We start from the raw sequence: 15,031 nt of genomic DNA on the forward strand, positions 1-15,031 counted from the left end.
CATGACCGAAAGTCAACAGGTCGAGACCAGCAACAAGAAGCTGGCGGCAGGGCTGCTGGCCATCTTCCTGGGGTCGCTGGGCATCCACAAGTTCGTCCTCGGCTACAGCAAAGCCGGGCTGATCATGTTGCTGGTCACGGTGCTCACCTGCGGCTTCGGCGCTTCGGTGATGGGAATCATCGGGGTGATCGAAGGCGTCATCTATCTCACCAAGTCCACCGACGAGTTCCAGGCCCAGTACATCGACGCCACCCGGGAGTGGTTCTGATGCCCGTGCTCCGGCCGGCCGGGGCCAAGCCACGACGGCTGGCCCTCGCCTTGGTGGCGGGAGGTGGGCTGGTCAGTTTCCTGGCCCTGGCGGCCACGCCCCATGACGGCCTGCACCCCCTGGCCCTGATGGCGGCGCTGCTGCCGCTGCAGCTGGCCGCCCTGGCCTGGGCCGGGATGCACCGCCGCTAGGGGCCCGTCCGGCTGGCCTCCAGCCACTCCACGATCCAGCCCGGCAGGGCCGTCCGCCGCCGGCTGGCCGCCTCAATGGCCACGTGCCGGGTCAGGCCGGTGGCCGCCTCCTCGGGGCCGTGGAGGAAGCGGTAGCGAATCTCGAAGCTGCCGCCGTCGAGCTGCAGGGGCCGCAGCTCGATCGCCAGGGGATCGCCGCAGGCCAGGGGGCGCCGGTAGTCGGCGCTGACGTGCACGATCGGCAGGGCCACGGCCGGGGTCCGGCCCGGCCCGGGGAAGATCTCGCCGGCCACCACGCCAAACCGCTCCAGGCTTTCCTCGTAGGCCACATGGCACCAGCGCAGCAGCTGGTGGAAGTGCATCACCCCGGCGGCATCGGTGTCACCGAAGCGCACCGTGCGGCAGAGCAGCAGCCAGTCGGCCGGGTCGGATGGGGACATGCAACCTCCGTGGCGCCGGCAGGGCGCTCCTGGGCCCATGCTGGCGCCCCCTTCTGCCCCGGGCAGGCCCGAAGTCGTTGCTGGCCTGCCGGAACGCCCCTAGGTTCCGCCCAGTACGCAACCTTCCCCTTGGCCGCCGCGATCGCCTACGAGCCGCCCAGCATCTCCAAGGCCTGGGACGCCTTCCTGGCCCACATCCCCACCATCCTGCTGATCTGGGTGGTCACGATCGTCATCGGCGTCATCGGCTTTGTGGTCTCCCTGGCGCTCACCACCCTGGGGGTGGGTCTTTCCAGCGGCGCCGCCGGGGCAGACAGTGCCGCCGGCCTCGCGGCGGTCCTCGGCAACCTGGTGCAGCTGCCGTTCACGATCCTTTCGAACCTGGTGGGGGTGCTGTTTGTGGCGGTTCCAGCGATGCATTACGCCAGTGGCGAAACGATCGACGCCGAAGCCGCCCTGCGGGTGCTGATGCACCGACCGGTGCGCTACATCCTGGCCGGCGCGCTGTTCACGATCGTCGCCGCGATCGGCTTCGTCCTCTGCATCCTGCCGGGCCTCGCGGTCACCCTGGTGATGCCGGTCTACGTGAACAAGATCTTCCTCACCGACAGCCCCATCCTCGAGGCCTTCTCCTCCTCGTTCCAGGCCGTCTACGGATCCCCCCAGGGCCGCATCTTCGCCGGCATCGAGCTACTGGCCTGGCTGCTGGTGCTGGTGGTATCGGTCTTCACGTGCTTCCTGGGCTCGTTGGTGGCGGTGCCGGTGGCCACCTTCTACATCCAGAACGCGGCCTACCACAGGGGGGTGCTCAGCTGAGGGGGCAGGGCCGAGTGATGCTGCCGCAACTGCTGGCGAAGGTGGTGGCATCCACGTAATGCCTTGGGGTCCGCATCAGCAGCTGCCAGGCGTCGCGGGGGGGCAGGAGATTGAAGCGTTCGGGATAGTGCTCGAGCAGCAGGGCCCTCACCTGGGGGTAGTACGCCGGATTCATTCCCGGAAAGATGTGGTGTTCCGTGTGATAAGAGAAGTTGAGGTGCAAAGTGTCGAAGAAGGCTGGCATCTTCAGTGAGATGCTGTTGATCAGCGGATCGTTCGTCTCGGTGAGCTGGCAGGCCAGGTGATTGGTGTAGATGTAGGCAATCACGACGCTGTAGCCGATCCAGATCGGCAGGAAGTAGCCGAGAAGCAGCGGGACCGGCCGCAGGCCGATGAAGCCGATGATGGCCAGGTGGACCATCACCACGGCGGCCAGTTCGATGGCGATCCGCCGCCGCTCCCGGCGGCTCACCTGAAAGGAGAACACGGGGTAACGGGTGGATCCGTTGTTGAACAGCAGTACGGAGGTCAGGTTCCGGAAGGCATGCACACCCCAGGCTGAGGTCATCCCCACCCACAGCCAGAAGGGATGAACTTCCAGCGAGGGAACGAACAGGTTCTGGATCCACTTACCCCAGCTGTGCGGTTGCTGAAGGGTGTAGTTGCGATCCGGATCCTGTTCGGAATTGGTCTTGCCGTGATGCTCTCTGTTGTGAACGGCCTTCCACAGGGTGGGGGGCATCCACAGCAGCGCCAGGCCGAGCACCTGAACGGCCTGGCGCAGCTGGGGCTGGCGGATCGCCTTGCTGTGCATCAGGTCATGGGTGGCGAAGAGCAGCACCACCACGGCATTGCCCATCACCAGGGCGAAGGGCAGAAAGATCAGCAGGCCCTGCCAGTGGCTGGCATCCAGCTGGCGGGCCATGGCCCAGCCCAGCAGCAGGATCGCCCCATTGAGGCCGAGAACGATGGGGGTGGCCCGATCGGGCGTGAAGGCTTCGTCCGGCAACAGGGGGCGAAGCTGTTTGGCGTAGTCGGGCTGGGCAATCAGGTTCTGGGGATCAACGGGGGCGACGGTGCCGGACGGGTGATGCAAGCAGTTCCTTGGGCGGCCCGGAGAGCAAGGAGGGAGGGCCGACCGGGATGCAGGCTAGGGAGCCCGATCGCCCCACTGCGCTGTCTGGGCCTGCCCTGTGGACAGCGGCCGGCGTGGCTCAGCTGAGCGGAAACGCCTGCAGGCCGATGCCATAGGTCAGCCCCATCCGGCCGGCCCAGTAGAGCAGCAGCAGCATGCCCATGGCCGCCAGATGCCAGCCCCGCAGCAGCCGGGGCACCAGCCGCCCGGTGCGCAGGGCCGCCAGCGACCAGAGCACCAGGCCGGCCGCGACCACGGGCCCGAAGGCGTGCAGGGCCACGGCGTCATCCAGGCGACCCACCAGGCTCGCCGCCGTGGCCCTGGTCAGGTAGCAGGTGGGGCAGGGGATGCCGGTGAGGGCCCGCAACGGGCAGCTGAAGCCGGGCAGGCCCGGATGCAGCCCCTTGAGCACCAGAAAGGCGGTGGCCCCCAGCGGCAGCAGGGGGCCGCAGCGTTCCAGCCGGCGGATCCAGCGCCGGCCGGCCGTGCTCACCGATCCACCGATCCCATGATCACGTCGATCGAACCGAGGATGGCCATGATGTCGGCCACCTTCGCCCCCTTGAGGATGTGGGGCAGGATCTGGAGGTTGTTGAAATCGGCGGCGCGGATCTTCCAGCGCCAAGGGGTGACGTCGTTGTTGCCCATGATGAACACGCCCAGTTCACCCTTGCCCGATTCCACCCGGCAGTAGAGCTCGCCATCGGGGATCTTGAAGGTGGGTGCCACTTTCTTGGCGACGTACTGGTAGTCGAAGCCGTACCACTCGCTCTTCTTGCCTTCGGCCATCCGCCGGGCTTCGAGATTCTCGGTGGGGCCACCGGGAATCATGGCGATGGCCTGGCGCAGGATCTTCAGGGACTGGCGCATCTCCTCGATCCGCACCCGGTAGCGGGCGTAGCAGTCACCCTCCTTCTCCCAGGCCACCGACCACTCGAAATCGTCGTAGCACTCGTAGTGATCCACCTTGCGCAGATCCCAGGGCACGCCGGAGGCGCGCAGCATCGGACCGGAGAGGCTCCAGTTGATCGCCTGCTCCCTGCCGATCACACCGAGCCCCTCGATCCGCTTGCGGAAGATGGGGTTGTTGGTGATGAGTTTCTCGTACTCGTCGATCTTGGGGCCGAACCAGTCACAGAAGTCAGCGCACTTCTCCAGCCAGCCATACGGCAGATCGACGGCCACCCCGCCGATGCGGAAGTAGTTGTTGTTGATCAGCCGCTGGCCGGTGGCCGCTTCCCACAGGTCGTAGATCATCTCCCGCTCCCGGAAGATGTAGAAGAAGGGCGTCTGGGCGCCCACGTCGGCGAGGAAGGGGCCAAGCCAGAGCAGGTGGTTGGCGATGCGGTTGAGCTCCAGCATCAGCACCCGGATGTAGCTGGCGCGCTTCGGAACCGGCACGTCGGCCAGCTTCTCCGGGGCATTGACCGTGATCGCCTCGTTGAACATGCCTGCCGCGTAGTCCCAGCGGCTCACGTAGGGCACGAACATGACGTTGGTGCGGTTCTCGGCGATCTTCTCCATGCCGCGATGGAGGTAGCCGATCACCGGCTCGCAGTCGATCACGTCCTCGCCGTCGAGGGTCACCACGAGCCGCAGCACCCCATGCATCGACGGGTGGTGGGGGCCGAAATTGACCACCATCGGCTCGGTGCGGGTCTCGAGCTGGGTCATGCCCTTCGCAAGGAACGGAGTGCCGGGATCTTAGGAAGGTGAGATGGCCGTTTCGTTCGCCCATCTCCCGGTTCTGGCCGATTCGGTGGTTGAGGCCTTCTCCGGGTTGCCTGGACAACCAGCCGGTGCCTATGTCGGGCAGGCCCTGCTGCTCGACTGCACCCTCGGCGGGGGCGGCCACAGTGCCCTGCTGCTGGCGGCCCACCCCGCTCTGCGCCTGATCGGCCTCGACCGGGACCCCGCCGCCCGCGCCGCGGCCACCGAGCGGCTCGCCCCCTTCGGCGATCGGGCCGTGATCCAGGCCGCCAACTTCGCCGACTTCACCCCGCCCGCCCCCCTGGTGGGGGTGCTGGCCGACCTCGGAGTCAGCAGTCCCCAGCTCGACGAGCCCACCCGGGGCTTCAGCTTCCGCGCCCCCGGCCCCCTGGACATGCGCATGGATCCTGCCGCCGGTGAGACCGCCGCCGAGCTGATCGACCGGCTGGAGGAGTCGGCCCTGGCGGACCTGATCCACGGCTACGGCGAGGAGCGGCTGTCACGCCGCATCGCCCGGCGCCTGGTGGCCGAACGCCCCTGGGCCGGCAGCGGCCGCACCACCGCCGATCTGGCCTATGCCGTGGCCGGCTGCTTCCCCCCCAAGGCGCGCCATGGCCGGATCCACCCGGCCACCCGCACCTTCCAGGCCCTGCGGATCGCGGTCAACGACGAGCTGGGCGCCCTCGACCGGCTGCTGGAGCGGGCCCCCGACTGGCTGGTGCCAGGGGGGCTGCTGGCGGTGATCAGCTTCCACTCCCTTGAGGACCGGCGCGTCAAGACGGCCTTCCTCAGCGATCCCCGCCTGGAGCGGCTCACCCGCAAGCCGCTGGTGGCCAGTGAGGTGGAGGAGCAGGCCAACCCCCGCAGCCGCTCCGCCAAGCTGAGGGTGGCCCGCCGTCTGGCCTGACCCCGCCGCCATGTCCCTGGCCAGCCTGCCCAGCCTCGACCGCGCCGATCTGCTCTGGTGGATCGCCCTGCTGATCCAGTCCCTGGCGATTCCCGGCACCGTGCTGCCGGTGGCGCCCGGCCTGACCCTGCTGCCCCTGGGCGCCCTGCTCTGGTGCTGGGCCGTCGGCTGGGCCGCCGGCTGGCCGGCCCTGGCGCTGGCGGTGGTGCTGCTGCTCCTCGGCTGGGGTGCCGAGGCCCTGGGCCTGCTGCTCGGCCCGGCCCGGCTGCAGGCCACCCGCTGGAGTTACGTCGGTGCCGGCGTGGGTCTGGTGGTGGGTCTGCTGGGGCTGCTGCCGGCCCTGCCGGTGGGCGGGCCCCTGCTGGGTGCCCTGGTGGGTCCGCTGCTGGGCGCCAGCCTGGGGGAGCTGATCACCGCCCCGCCGTCCCTCGGCCCGCCCGGCCTGGGCCGGCTGCGCCGCTCCCTGCTGGTGGGCCTGGCGGTGGTGGCCGGGATGCTCGTCAGCCGGGTGGCCCAGCTGCTGCTGGCCCTGGTGGGGGTCCTGGGCTTCGTGCTGCTGACGGTGGGCCCCTTCGCCCCCGGGCCCGCCGGCTGAGATCCCTCAGCGGCCGGGCAGGGGCGGCAGGGGATCGGGGCCGCCGCCGGCCAGGGCCAGCTGCCGGTAGGCGGCGGTGGCGATGCAGACCACCAGGGGCCAGGCCACGAAGGCCCCCACCAGGCAGGCCAGCAGACCCAGCAGCACCAGCAGACCGCCGATCAGGGTGAGCAGCAGCACCATCAGCCAGCTGGGATCCACCAGGGCCCGCCCGCGCTGGATGGCGGTCCGCGAGCCGGCGCGCTCGAACAGCACGATCTGGGTGAGGAAGCTCTGGTTGATCGCCAGGTAGATCACGCCCAGCAGCAGCACCCCCAGGAGCAGGGCGAACACCACCGCCAGGCTCAGACCCAGCACCTCCACCAGGGTGCGGCTGAAGGGCACGAGCTGGTCGGCGTAGAAGCTGAGCAGGGCCAGGGGGCCGCCCACCAGCAGCAGCAGGCCGATCAGGGGCACGGCCACCACCGCCGCCAGCAGCAGCCAGGCCCGCAGCAGCCGCCCGAACACCTCCCCGTCCCAGCGCATCAGCTGCCCCAGGGAGGGGTGGCCGCCCTGGAGGGCGCTGCCGGCGCCGCGCACCAGCCCGATGGCGCACCAGAGATTCAGCAGCAGGTTCGCCGTCAGCCCGATCAGGTACAGCACCCAGTCGAGGGGGTCGCTGGAGGCCACGCCGCCGTTGCTGATGCGGCTCTGCAGGGGCTGGATCAGGAACTGGAGGGCCACCACCACCAGCGGGAAGCCCACGAAGGGACCCGGGCTGCGGCTGAAGGCACGCCAGCCCTCCTGGAGCGCATCACCGAAGTTGAGCCGGGGCCCCTGTCGACCGCCGGGTGTGCTCATCCATGCCAGGCCATAGACCCGAAAGCTAGACAGGCACTCGCAGCTGTGCCACCGCCTCGCCCACCGCCGCCACGGCGACGTCGATGTCCGCCGCCGTGGTGCCCCGACCCAGGCCGAAGCGGATCGCGGCGCCGGCGGCGCGGCGGTCGAGGCCGAGGGCGGCCAGCACGTGGGAGGGGCTGCCCTGGCTGCAGGCCGAACCGGTGCTCACCGCCAGGACCCGGCGCAGCTGGCGGTGCAGGCGGGTGCCGTCCACCCCCTCGACGCTGACATTGAGGCTGTGGGGCAGGCACTGGCGCGGGTGGCCGTTGCGGTGCACCCCGCCCAGGGCCGCCAGCTCCTCCCACAGCCGGTCCCGCAGGGCCCCGAGCCGTCCGGCCCGTTCCTCCCGGTCGGCCAGTGCGCCCGCCACGGCGGCGCCAAGGCCCACGATCAGGGGCACCGGCAGGGTGCCGCCCCGCAGCCCGCCCTCCTGGCCGCCGCCGAGTTGCTGGGGGGCCAGGGGCACCCCCGGGCGCCGCAGCAGGGCGCCCACCCCCTTGGGTCCGTAGAGCTTGTGGCCGCTGAGGCTGAGCAGGTCGATGCCGAGGTCGGCCATGGCGAGGGGAATGTGGCCCACCGCCTGGGCGGCGTCGCAGTGGAACAGCACGCCGCGATCGCGGCAGAGGGCGCCGATGGCGTCCAGGGGCTGCAGCACACCGATCTCGTTGTTCGCCGCCATCACCGACAGCAGCAGGGTGTCGGGCCCCAGGGCCGCCGCCAGGCGCTCGTGGTCCACCAGGCCATCGGCCTCCACTGGCAGCACCGTGAGCGGAAACCCATGGCGCTCCAGCCAGGCCAGCGGCTCCAGCACGGCCCGATGTTCGGTGGCCAGGGTCACCAGCCGGCGGCGGGCTTCCCCCCGCTCCAGGGCCGCCTCGGCCACCCCGCGCAACGCCAGGTTGTTGGCTTCGGTGGCGCCGCTGGTGAAGACCACCGCGTCGTCGGCCATCCCCAGCGCCCCGGCCACCCGGCTGCGGGCGATGTCCACCGCCGCGCCCGCCTCCAGGGACGGCCGGTGCAGCCGGCTGGAGGGGTTGGCGGCGTTCGCCGTCCACCAGGGCGCCATGGCCGCTACCACCGCCGGATCGCACGGGGTGCTCGCGTGGTGGTCGAGGTACGTCAGCATGGGGTCATGCTGATCCGTCCCCGCTCCTTCGGTGTCCCCCCCCTGCGGCTGGGGTCGGCCGTCCCGATGGCCCCACTGGCGGCGCTCACCCTGGCGGCGGTTGCTCTGACGGCGGCCTGGCCCCTGGCCCTGCCCCGCCCGGCGGCCGCCCAGGGCGAGTCCCGCAGCAACGAGGAGAGTCGGCCCAAGGGCTTCCGGGTGCTGCTGGACAGGGTCACCCACCGGGGCCGGGAGGTGGTGGGCATCTACGGCCTGGTGGCCGAGCCCGCCCAGCCCGGGATGTGGCGCGTGCAGGTCTGGGAGGAGCTCGACGACCGGGTGACCGTCGCCACCGACAAGATCGGCTGCAGCGTCACCGCCCCCCTGCGGATCACCGGCAGCTCCCGCCGGCTGGTCATCCGCGAGCTCAATCCGGGCGGGGTGATCACCCCGGCTAACCGCCTCGATCACCTGATGTGGTGGGCCGTCTGCTTCCCTGAGCAGGCCGGCAGGGATCCCGCCAGCCTCGGTCCGGTGGCCCGTCAGCTGGGCTACAGCGGCCTCCTGCCTGAACGGGAACAGGTGGTGCTCGGTCCCGGTCGATAGATTTCCCCCATGAGCCAGGAACCCTCCGCCGCCGCCGGCCCCACCCCCGAGCCGTCCGGGCCGCCGGAGGGGGCCGAAGCCGCCGTCAGCACCCCGGTGCGGCTGCTGCTGGTCGATGACGAACCCGGACTGCGCACGGCGGTCAAGGCCTATCTGGAGGACGAGGGATTCGCCGTCACCACCGCCAATGACGGCGAGGAGGGCTGGACGGCCGCCCAGGCCCAGATGCCCGACGTCGTGATCACCGACGTGATGATGCCCCGCTGCGACGGCTACGGCCTGCTGAAGCGTCTGCGTGCCGACGAGCGGCTCGGCGGCACGCCGGTGATCTTCCTCACCGCCAAGGGCATGACGGCCGATCGCATCGCCGGCTTCCAGGCCGGCGCCGACGACTACATCCCCAAGCCGTTCGATCCGGACGAACTGGTGGCCCGGGTGCGCAACGTGGTGCGGCGCCAGGAGCGGCTGCTGGCGGAGGCGGCCCGCTTCGCCGATGCCGACATCGGCGCCATGGCCCGCCAGATCACTGAGATCCGCTCGATGCTGGGCGGCGGTGGTGGCTCCGGCACCGGCAGCGGCGGCAGCACCCGCAAGCCCGTCGGCGACGTCAAGCTCGACTTCACGCCCCGCGAGGCGAGCGTGCTGCAGCTGGTGGCCGAGGGGATGATGAACAAGGAGATCGCCCGCCGGCTGGAGACGTCGATCCGCAACGTCGAGAAGTACGTGAGCCGGCTGTTCATCAAGACCGGCACCGCCAGCCGTACCGAGCTGGTGCGCTTCGCCCTCGAGCATGGGCTGGTGGATTGACGCCGCCCCGTCCCCACCCCTGACCCTGCCGCCGGGCTGGCTGCCCTCCCGCCCCAACGGCGGCTGGGCCTACCGCGACCGCATCCCCCCCGCGGCAGCCGGCATGGGGGTCGTCGCCTTCTACGCCGGGCGCTACGGCCACACCAGCGCGGCGGCCTGGGAACGGCGTCTGGCGGACGGCGAGATCAGCCGCAACGGGGTGCCGCTGCGGGCCGATGCGGTCCTGGTCGGCGGGGATCGGCTCGTGTGGCAGCGGCCCCCCTGGCCGGAGCCCGCCGTCCCGGCCCACTGGGACGTGATCCACGACGACGGCGATCTGCTGGTGATCGACAAGCCCAGCGGCCTGCCCGTGCTGGCGGCGGGCGGCTTCCTGGAGCACACCGTGCTGCGGCTGCTGGAGCGCCGCCATGGCGATGACCCCGCCGGCGTGCCGAGGCCGGTGCACCGCCTGGGGCGCTTCACCTCCGGCCTGCTGGTGTGCGCCCGCCGGCCCGCTACCCGCGCCTGGCTGAGCGCCCAGCTGCGGGAGAGCACGGGTTCACTGGCCAGCGGCGCGGGTGGGGGCGTGGGTGGCAGCGTCGGTGGCGGGCTCCCGCCCTTCCGCAAGCTCTACCGGGCCCTGCTGGTGCCGGGCCGGCTGGCGCTGGCGGCCGGCGACAGCCTGGCGATCACCACGCCGATCGGCCGGCGCCCCCACCCGCCGCTTGGGGAGATCTGGTGCGCGGCCGAGGCCGGCGACCCGGCCGCCCTGGCGGCCCACAGCCAGCTCACCCTGCTGGAGAGCGGCGGCGAAGCCGATCTGGTCGAGGTGGCGATCCTCACCGGACGTCCCCACCAGATCCGTATCCACTGCGCCGCCATCGGGGCGCCGCTGCTGGGGGATCCGCTGTATCGGCCGGGCGGGTGGGCCCGCCCCGGGGGACTGCCGGGCGAGGGTGGCTACCGGCTCCAGGCCCGCTGGCTGCGGCTGCAGCGGCCGGACGGGTCGGTCCTGGAGCTGGAGGCCCCACCGGCGCAGGACCTGGCCATGGCGGCGGCGTCCCAGGCCGGCTGAGCCGCAGAACTCAGTCGCAGATCGGTGTGACCGTTTCAAGGCGGGTTTCCCCGTTCCTGTACAGGCTGTACAGAATCGGGAAAGACCCGGCAACACCGCCTCCGGTGCTGATCAGGCCGCTGATCGGGCCGGGTCGCGCTCGAAGGCGATCAGGCGGGAGAAGTAGAACGGCGCCTGGTTGAGGCTGCGGTGGACGGGGCGGAACCCGGCGGCGGCGGCCGCCGCCACGATGCCATCTTCCCGCAGGGTGTAGGCGCGGGTGGTCTTGCTCGGTCCGGGGAACAGCTGGCCGATCTGCTTGAGCACCGCCAGCAGCGGCGTGTAGGGGGCGAAGCTGACGATCAGCTGCCGCTCGGCCATGGCGGCCAGGTGCCGCACCATCGCTTCGGCGGCCGCCTGGGGGTAGTGGATGAAGACGTCCAGACAGATCACCGTGTCGTAGCGGCCCTGGAGGCTCTCCAGATCGGAGGCGCTGAAGCTCAGCCGATCCGAGGCGAGACCGGCCTCGCTTGCCCGGCGGCTGGCCTCGGCCACCATGGCGGCGGAGAGATCGCTGGCGGCGATCGAGCCGGCCCCGAGGGCGGCCAGGGGCAGGCTGAGGCTGCCGACACCGCAGCCGGCATCGCAGAAGCTGCGGCTGGCCAGGTCGCCCTGCTGCTGCAGCCAGGCCAGCACGGCGTCCACGGTCTTCTGGTGGCCGATGCGGATGTTGCGCTGGACCCGGTTCACCTCCTCGCTGTCGCTGTAGATGCGGTTCCAGCGCTCGAAGCCGGTGCTCTCGAAGTAGGCCTGCACCTCGGCCTTCTCGGCCTGCGTCTCAGCCTGTGCCTCGGTGGGCGCGGGGGGTTGCAGTTCCGGGGGCATGGGGCGCAGGGCCGTTCAGGTGGGCCGGATCCTAGGGAGCGGGGGCCAGGGTCCCCGCTTCGGATCCGCCGGCCACCGCGTGGGGGCGCCGCCAGTCCAGACGCCCGTCGGCCGCCGTGCTCCAGCGCAGGGTGTCCGCCAGGGGCCGCCCCAGCAGCAGCTGCTCCAGCGGCTGCCGCTCCCCCAGCAGGCGCCGCGGGGCCAGGGTGGCCGCGGCGATCGACGCCGGCACCAGGCCGCCCCAGCCGGCCAGCCGCCGCACCCCCTCCAGCAGCGGCAGGGTCACCCCGGCCAGGGTGCCGTCCTCCAGCCGGCAGCTGCCGTCCTCCACCAGCAGGACGCGCTCGTCCCAGCGGTGGCGGCCGTCCGCCAGTCCGTAGGGGGCCAGGGCATCACTGACGATCACCACCTGCCGGGGCGCCAGCCGCTGCAGCAGCACCGCCATGGTTGGGTCCACGTGGACGCCGTCGGCGATCAGCCCCAGGGCCACCTCCCCCTGCCGCAGGGCCTCCCCGACCGGTCCCGGGGCGCGGTGGTGCAGCCCGGCCATGGCATTGAAGCTGTGGGTGAGCATCCCCACCCCCTGGTTGAAGGCCCGGCGGGCCTGCACCGCATCGGCGCCGCTGTGGCCCAGGCTCACCACCACGCCGGCGGCCCGCAGCGCCGCGATCACCTCGGCGGCCCCCTCCAGCTCCGGGGCCAGGGTCACCAGGGCGACATCGGCCTCCGGGCCCCCCTGGAAGCCGGCGATCAGCCGCTCAAGGGCAGCCCGGCTGGGGGTCTGCAGGTGCTGGGCCGGATGGGCACCCCGGCGCTCCGGCGCCAGGAAGGGCCCCTCCAGGTGGGCGCCCAGCAGACGGCAGCGGCCGGGCCGGTGACGGCGGCGGGCCTCGGCCAGCACCGCCAGGGCCCGGCGCAGGGCCTCCGGGGCACAGGTCACCAGGGTGGGACAGATGGCATCCACCCCATCCCTCCACAGCAGCTCCAGCAGGGCCTGCAGGCGGGGCAGATCGTCCAGGCTCAGTTCGGGGAAGGCCAGCCCCAGGCCACCGTTGATCTGCAGGTCCACCCCCCCCGGGGACAGCCAGTCGCCGCCCCAGTCCTCCCCACCGGCCCGGCTGCCCGGCGGTGTGGGCCGCACCCGGGCGATCCGCCCCTCGTCGTCGACACCGACCCGCCAGCGCCAGCCCGCCTCGGCCAGGGCCGGGTCGTCGCCCGCCAGTCGCAGGTTGGTCAGCCAGCGCATCCGGGCAGCGACGAGACGGGACAATGCCATCCTCGCCGCCACCACCCCATGGATCCCGAACCCGCCCCGTCCGCGAGCACAACAGTCCCCCGGGTGGCGATCGTGATGGGCAGCGATTCCGACCTGCCGACGCTGGAGCCGGCCGTGCGGATCCTGGAGCAGCTGGGGGTGGCCAGCGAGGTGCGGGTGCTCTCGGCCCACCGCACGCCGCGAGAGATGGCGGAGTTCGCCGAGGCTGCCGCGTCCCGGGGCCTGCGGGTGATCATCGCCGGGGCCGGCGGCGCCGCCCACCTGCCCGGCATGGTGGCGGCGTTCTCCATGCTCCCGGTGATCGGCGTGCCGGTCCGCAGCCAGGCCCTCTCCGGGGTGGACTCCCTCCATTCGATCGTGCAGATGCCGGCGGGGATCCCCGTCGCCACGGTGGCCATCGGCGGCGGCCTCAACGCGGGCCTGCTGGCGGCCGCGATCCTGGCCACCGCCGATGCCCGGCTGGCGGAGGCCCTGGAGGCCTACCGCCGGGGGCTCCACGATCAGGTGGTGGCAAAGGATGCGCGCCTGCAGGCCCTCGGCAGTGCCGCCTTCCTGGCGGCGATGGGCCAGGGATGAGACGCTCCCCGTCGCCGGCCCGGCAGGCCAAGCTGGTCGACGATCGTCGATCCTCCGGGGCCAGGCCCCGCTCCCGCTGATGCTCGAGCGGCTGGTCCTGCCCCCCTGGCTGCGGTTCTCCCTGGCCCTGCCCCTGCTGGTGCTCAACCTCTGGGTGCTGCGCCAGCTGCTGGTGCCCCTGGCGCCGTTCCCGGCCCTGTTCCTGACGGCGGCCCTGCTGGCCTTCCTGCTCGACATCCCCAGCCGCTGGCTGATCCAGCGGGGGCTGCCGCGGGCCCTGGCCCTGCTGCTGGTGCTGGGGCTGAGCCTCTCGGCGGTGGTGCTGGCGGCCCTGGTGCTGGTGCCGCGCCTGGTGGAGCAGCTCGGCGACCTGGTGCTCGCCCTTCCGGGCTGGCTGGCGGAGGGGGAGACCCTGCTGGGGCAGTTGCAGAGCTGGGCCACCGAGCGGGGGCTGCCCACCGATTTCGGCGGGCTGAGCAGCGATCTGATCACCCGCACCAGCAAGATCGCCTCCCAGCTGAGCCAGCAGGTGCTGGGGATCCTGGGGGCCACCGTCAGCATCACCGTCAATACGGTGATCGTGCTGGTGCTGGCGGTGTTCCTGCTGCTGGGGGGCGAGGGCATCGCCAGGGGATTGGCGGAATGGCTTCCCGCGGGCACCCGCGCCCTGGTGCTCAGCACCCTGGATCGCACCTTCCGGGGCTACTTCGCCGGCCAGGTGGTGCTGGCCCTGATCCTCAGCGGCGCCCAGAGTCTGGTGTTCACCCTGCTGGGGATTCCCTACGGCGTGCTGTTCGCCGTGGCGATCGGCTTCACCACCCTGATCCCCTACGCCAGTGCCCTCACCATCGTGGGGGTGAGCGTGCTGCTGGCGCTCGAGGATCCACGCACCGGCCTCGAGGTGCTGGCGGTGGCGATCAGTGTCGGCCAGGTGGTCGACCAGGTGATCCAGCCGCGGCTGATGGGCTCGATCGTGGGGCTGCAGCCGGCCTGGCTGCTGATCAGCCTGCCGATCGGTGCCCGGCTGGGGGCGTTGATGGGGCTGGGGGAGCTGCTGGGCCTGCTGCTGGCGGTGCCGGTCGCCAGCTGTTCCAAGACCTTCCTCGATGCCTGGGCCCTGCGCCTGCGCAGGGAGTGGTCAGAACCGGGGCCGCTCAGGCTTCCGCCGGAGCCGGAATGATGCCGCGGCGCTCCAGTTCGGCCATCACCTGGGCGACCGAATCCTCCAGGCTCTGCTCCCCGGTGGCCACCCGCAGCTCGGGGGCCTCGGGGGCCTCGTAGGGGCTGGAAATGCCGGTGAACTCCTTGATCTCCCCCGCCCGGGCCTTGGCGTAGAGCCCCTTGGTGTCCCGCTCTTCGCAGACCGCCAGGTCGGCGGCGCAGTGGATCTCCAGGAAATCACCGTCCTCCACCAGCGCGCGGGCCCGCTGGCGGTCGGCCTGGAAGGGGGAGACGAAGGCGGTGAGCACCACGACGCCCGCATCCAGGAACAGCTTGGCCACCTCACCGATCCGGCGGATGTTCTCCTCCCGGTCGGCGTCGGAGAAGCCCAGGTCGCTGCACAGCCCATGGCGCACGTTGTCGCCATCGAGCACGTAGCAGGCCAGTCCCTGTTCGAACAGGGCCGAATTCACCGCGTTGGCCAGGGTGCTCTTGCCCGCCCCGGAGAGCCCCGTGAACCAGAGGATGGCGCTGCGGTGGCCCCGCTGGTGGGCCCGGGCGGCGCGGGTCACGGTGGAGTGGTGCCAGACGATGTTGGTGGTCTTGGCCGGCGAGGTCATCTCGGACACGGAAACGGG

At 71.6% G+C, this 15,031-nt stretch carries 19 protein-coding genes; 10 read left to right on the forward strand and 9 right to left on the reverse strand.

The features are described from left to right. The first annotated feature begins 1 nt into the window (after nt 1). Complete coding sequence (locus H6G99_RS05700) at nt 2-268, forward strand: TM2 domain-containing protein (protein WP_094587399.1); 267 nt, start codon at nt 2-4, stop codon at nt 266-268. Next, nucleotides 268-459: a hypothetical protein gene (locus H6G99_RS05705; protein WP_190610457.1), complete on the forward strand. Its 192-nt coding sequence runs from the start codon at nt 268-270 to the stop codon at nt 457-459. The genes H6G99_RS05700 and H6G99_RS05705 overlap by 1 nt, the downstream gene beginning before the upstream one ends. Here the strand turns inward: H6G99_RS05705 and H6G99_RS05710 are convergent. Next, nucleotides 456-899 (reverse strand): acyl-CoA thioesterase, encoded by a 444-nt coding sequence (locus H6G99_RS05710; protein WP_190610458.1) that lies wholly within the window; start codon nt 897-899, stop codon nt 456-458. The genes H6G99_RS05705 and H6G99_RS05710 overlap by 4 nt on opposite strands. Before the next feature lie 129 nt (nt 900-1,028). Here H6G99_RS05710 and H6G99_RS05715 point away from each other — a divergent pair, with 129 nt between their 5' ends. Beyond that, nucleotides 1,029-1,715 (forward strand): hypothetical protein, encoded by a 687-nt coding sequence (locus H6G99_RS05715; RefSeq protein WP_190610460.1) that lies wholly within the window; start codon nt 1,029-1,031, stop codon nt 1,713-1,715. Here the strand turns inward: H6G99_RS05715 and H6G99_RS05720 are convergent. From H6G99_RS05720 to H6G99_RS05730, 3 genes are all read right to left on the reverse strand, one after another. Then, a complete protein-coding gene (locus H6G99_RS05720; protein ID WP_190610462.1) occupies nt 1,708-2,811 on the reverse strand; it encodes a fatty acid desaturase family protein in 1,104 nt (367 codons plus the stop codon). The two genes, H6G99_RS05715 and H6G99_RS05720, sit on opposite strands and share 8 nt — an antisense overlap. A gap of 118 nt (nt 2,812-2,929) precedes the next feature. Further along, entirely contained in the window at nt 2,930-3,343 is a 414-nt protein-coding gene (locus H6G99_RS05725) for a DUF2752 domain-containing protein (protein WP_190610464.1), read from the reverse strand. Continuing rightward, nucleotides 3,340-4,524, reverse strand: coding sequence for an NAD(P)H-quinone oxidoreductase subunit H (locus tag H6G99_RS05730; protein WP_190610465.1), 1,185 nt, complete (start codon nt 4,522-4,524; stop codon nt 3,340-3,342). Before H6G99_RS05730 ends, H6G99_RS05725 begins: the two co-directional genes overlap by 4 nt. A 43-nt stretch (nt 4,525-4,567) precedes the next feature. On the opposite strand from H6G99_RS05730, the gene rsmH reads away from it, so the two are divergent. Further along, the gene (gene rsmH / locus H6G99_RS05735) at nt 4,568-5,467 is read left to right on the forward strand and encodes a 16S rRNA (cytosine(1402)-N(4))-methyltransferase RsmH (RefSeq protein WP_190610467.1); all 900 of its coding nucleotides are present in this window, start codon (nt 4,568-4,570) and stop codon (nt 5,465-5,467) included. 10 nt (nt 5,468-5,477) lie between these two features. After that, complete coding sequence (locus tag H6G99_RS05740; RefSeq protein WP_190610469.1) at nt 5,478-6,062, forward strand: DUF456 family protein; 585 nt, start codon at nt 5,478-5,480, stop codon at nt 6,060-6,062. Between the two features lie 6 nt (nt 6,063-6,068). On the opposite strand, the gene H6G99_RS05745 is transcribed toward H6G99_RS05740, so the two are convergent. Both H6G99_RS05745 and H6G99_RS05750 read right to left on the reverse strand, forming a co-directional pair. Then, a complete protein-coding gene (locus H6G99_RS05745) occupies nt 6,069-6,902 on the reverse strand; it encodes a hypothetical protein (protein ID WP_094587408.1) in 834 nt (277 codons plus the stop codon). Between the two features lie 25 nt (nt 6,903-6,927). Further along, on the reverse strand, nt 6,928-8,070 hold the full coding sequence (locus H6G99_RS05750; RefSeq protein ID WP_190610470.1) for a cysteine desulfurase family protein: 1,143 nt from the start codon (nt 8,068-8,070) through the stop codon (nt 6,928-6,930). Between the two features lie 6 nt (nt 8,071-8,076). Here H6G99_RS05750 and H6G99_RS05755 point away from each other — a divergent pair, with 6 nt between their 5' ends. Genes H6G99_RS05755 through H6G99_RS05765 form a run of 3 tightly spaced genes read left to right on the forward strand, consistent with a single transcriptional unit; the run spans nt 8,077 to nt 10,516 of the window. Next, on the forward strand, nt 8,077-8,655 hold the full coding sequence (locus tag H6G99_RS05755) for a hypothetical protein (protein ID WP_190610472.1): 579 nt from the start codon (nt 8,077-8,079) through the stop codon (nt 8,653-8,655). A gap of 9 nt (nt 8,656-8,664) precedes the next feature. Then, entirely contained in the window at nt 8,665-9,462 is a 798-nt protein-coding gene (locus H6G99_RS05760) for a response regulator transcription factor (protein WP_190610473.1), read from the forward strand. Further along, nucleotides 9,446-10,516: a pseudouridine synthase gene (locus H6G99_RS05765; RefSeq protein ID WP_190610475.1), complete on the forward strand. Its 1,071-nt coding sequence runs from the start codon at nt 9,446-9,448 to the stop codon at nt 10,514-10,516. The genes H6G99_RS05760 and H6G99_RS05765 overlap by 17 nt, the downstream gene beginning before the upstream one ends. A 111-nt stretch (nt 10,517-10,627) precedes the next feature. Here the strand turns inward: H6G99_RS05765 and bchM are convergent, their stop codons facing one another. Both bchM and H6G99_RS05775 read right to left on the reverse strand, forming a co-directional pair. After that, on the reverse strand, nt 10,628-11,380 hold the full coding sequence (gene bchM / locus H6G99_RS05770; protein ID WP_190610477.1) for a magnesium protoporphyrin IX methyltransferase: 753 nt from the start codon (nt 11,378-11,380) through the stop codon (nt 10,628-10,630). Between the two features lie 31 nt (nt 11,381-11,411). Beyond that, a complete protein-coding gene (locus tag H6G99_RS05775) occupies nt 11,412-12,626 on the reverse strand; it encodes an N-acetylglucosamine-6-phosphate deacetylase (protein WP_190610478.1) in 1,215 nt (404 codons plus the stop codon). 48 nt (nt 12,627-12,674) lie between these two features. On the opposite strand from H6G99_RS05775, the gene purE reads away from it, so the two are divergent. Together purE and H6G99_RS05785 are read left to right on the forward strand one after the other, a co-directional pair. After that, a complete protein-coding gene (gene purE / locus H6G99_RS05780; RefSeq protein WP_190610480.1) occupies nt 12,675-13,232 on the forward strand; it encodes a 5-(carboxyamino)imidazole ribonucleotide mutase in 558 nt (185 codons plus the stop codon). A 79-nt stretch (nt 13,233-13,311) separates the two neighbouring features. Next, the gene (locus H6G99_RS05785) at nt 13,312-14,412 is read left to right on the forward strand and encodes an AI-2E family transporter (RefSeq protein WP_190610481.1); all 1,101 of its coding nucleotides are present in this window, start codon (nt 13,312-13,314) and stop codon (nt 14,410-14,412) included. On the opposite strand, the gene cysC is transcribed toward H6G99_RS05785, so the two are convergent. Next, entirely contained in the window at nt 14,387-15,013 is a 627-nt protein-coding gene (gene cysC / locus H6G99_RS05790; RefSeq protein ID WP_190610550.1) for an adenylyl-sulfate kinase, read from the reverse strand. The genes H6G99_RS05785 and cysC overlap by 26 nt on opposite strands. Nucleotides 15,014-15,031: the final 18 nt, after the last annotated feature.

Origin of the sequence: Synechococcus sp. FACHB-909 (genome assembly GCF_014698945.1) — a bacterium.
Taxonomy (GTDB): Bacteria; Cyanobacteriota; Cyanobacteriia; order PCC-6307; family Cyanobiaceae; genus Cyanobium.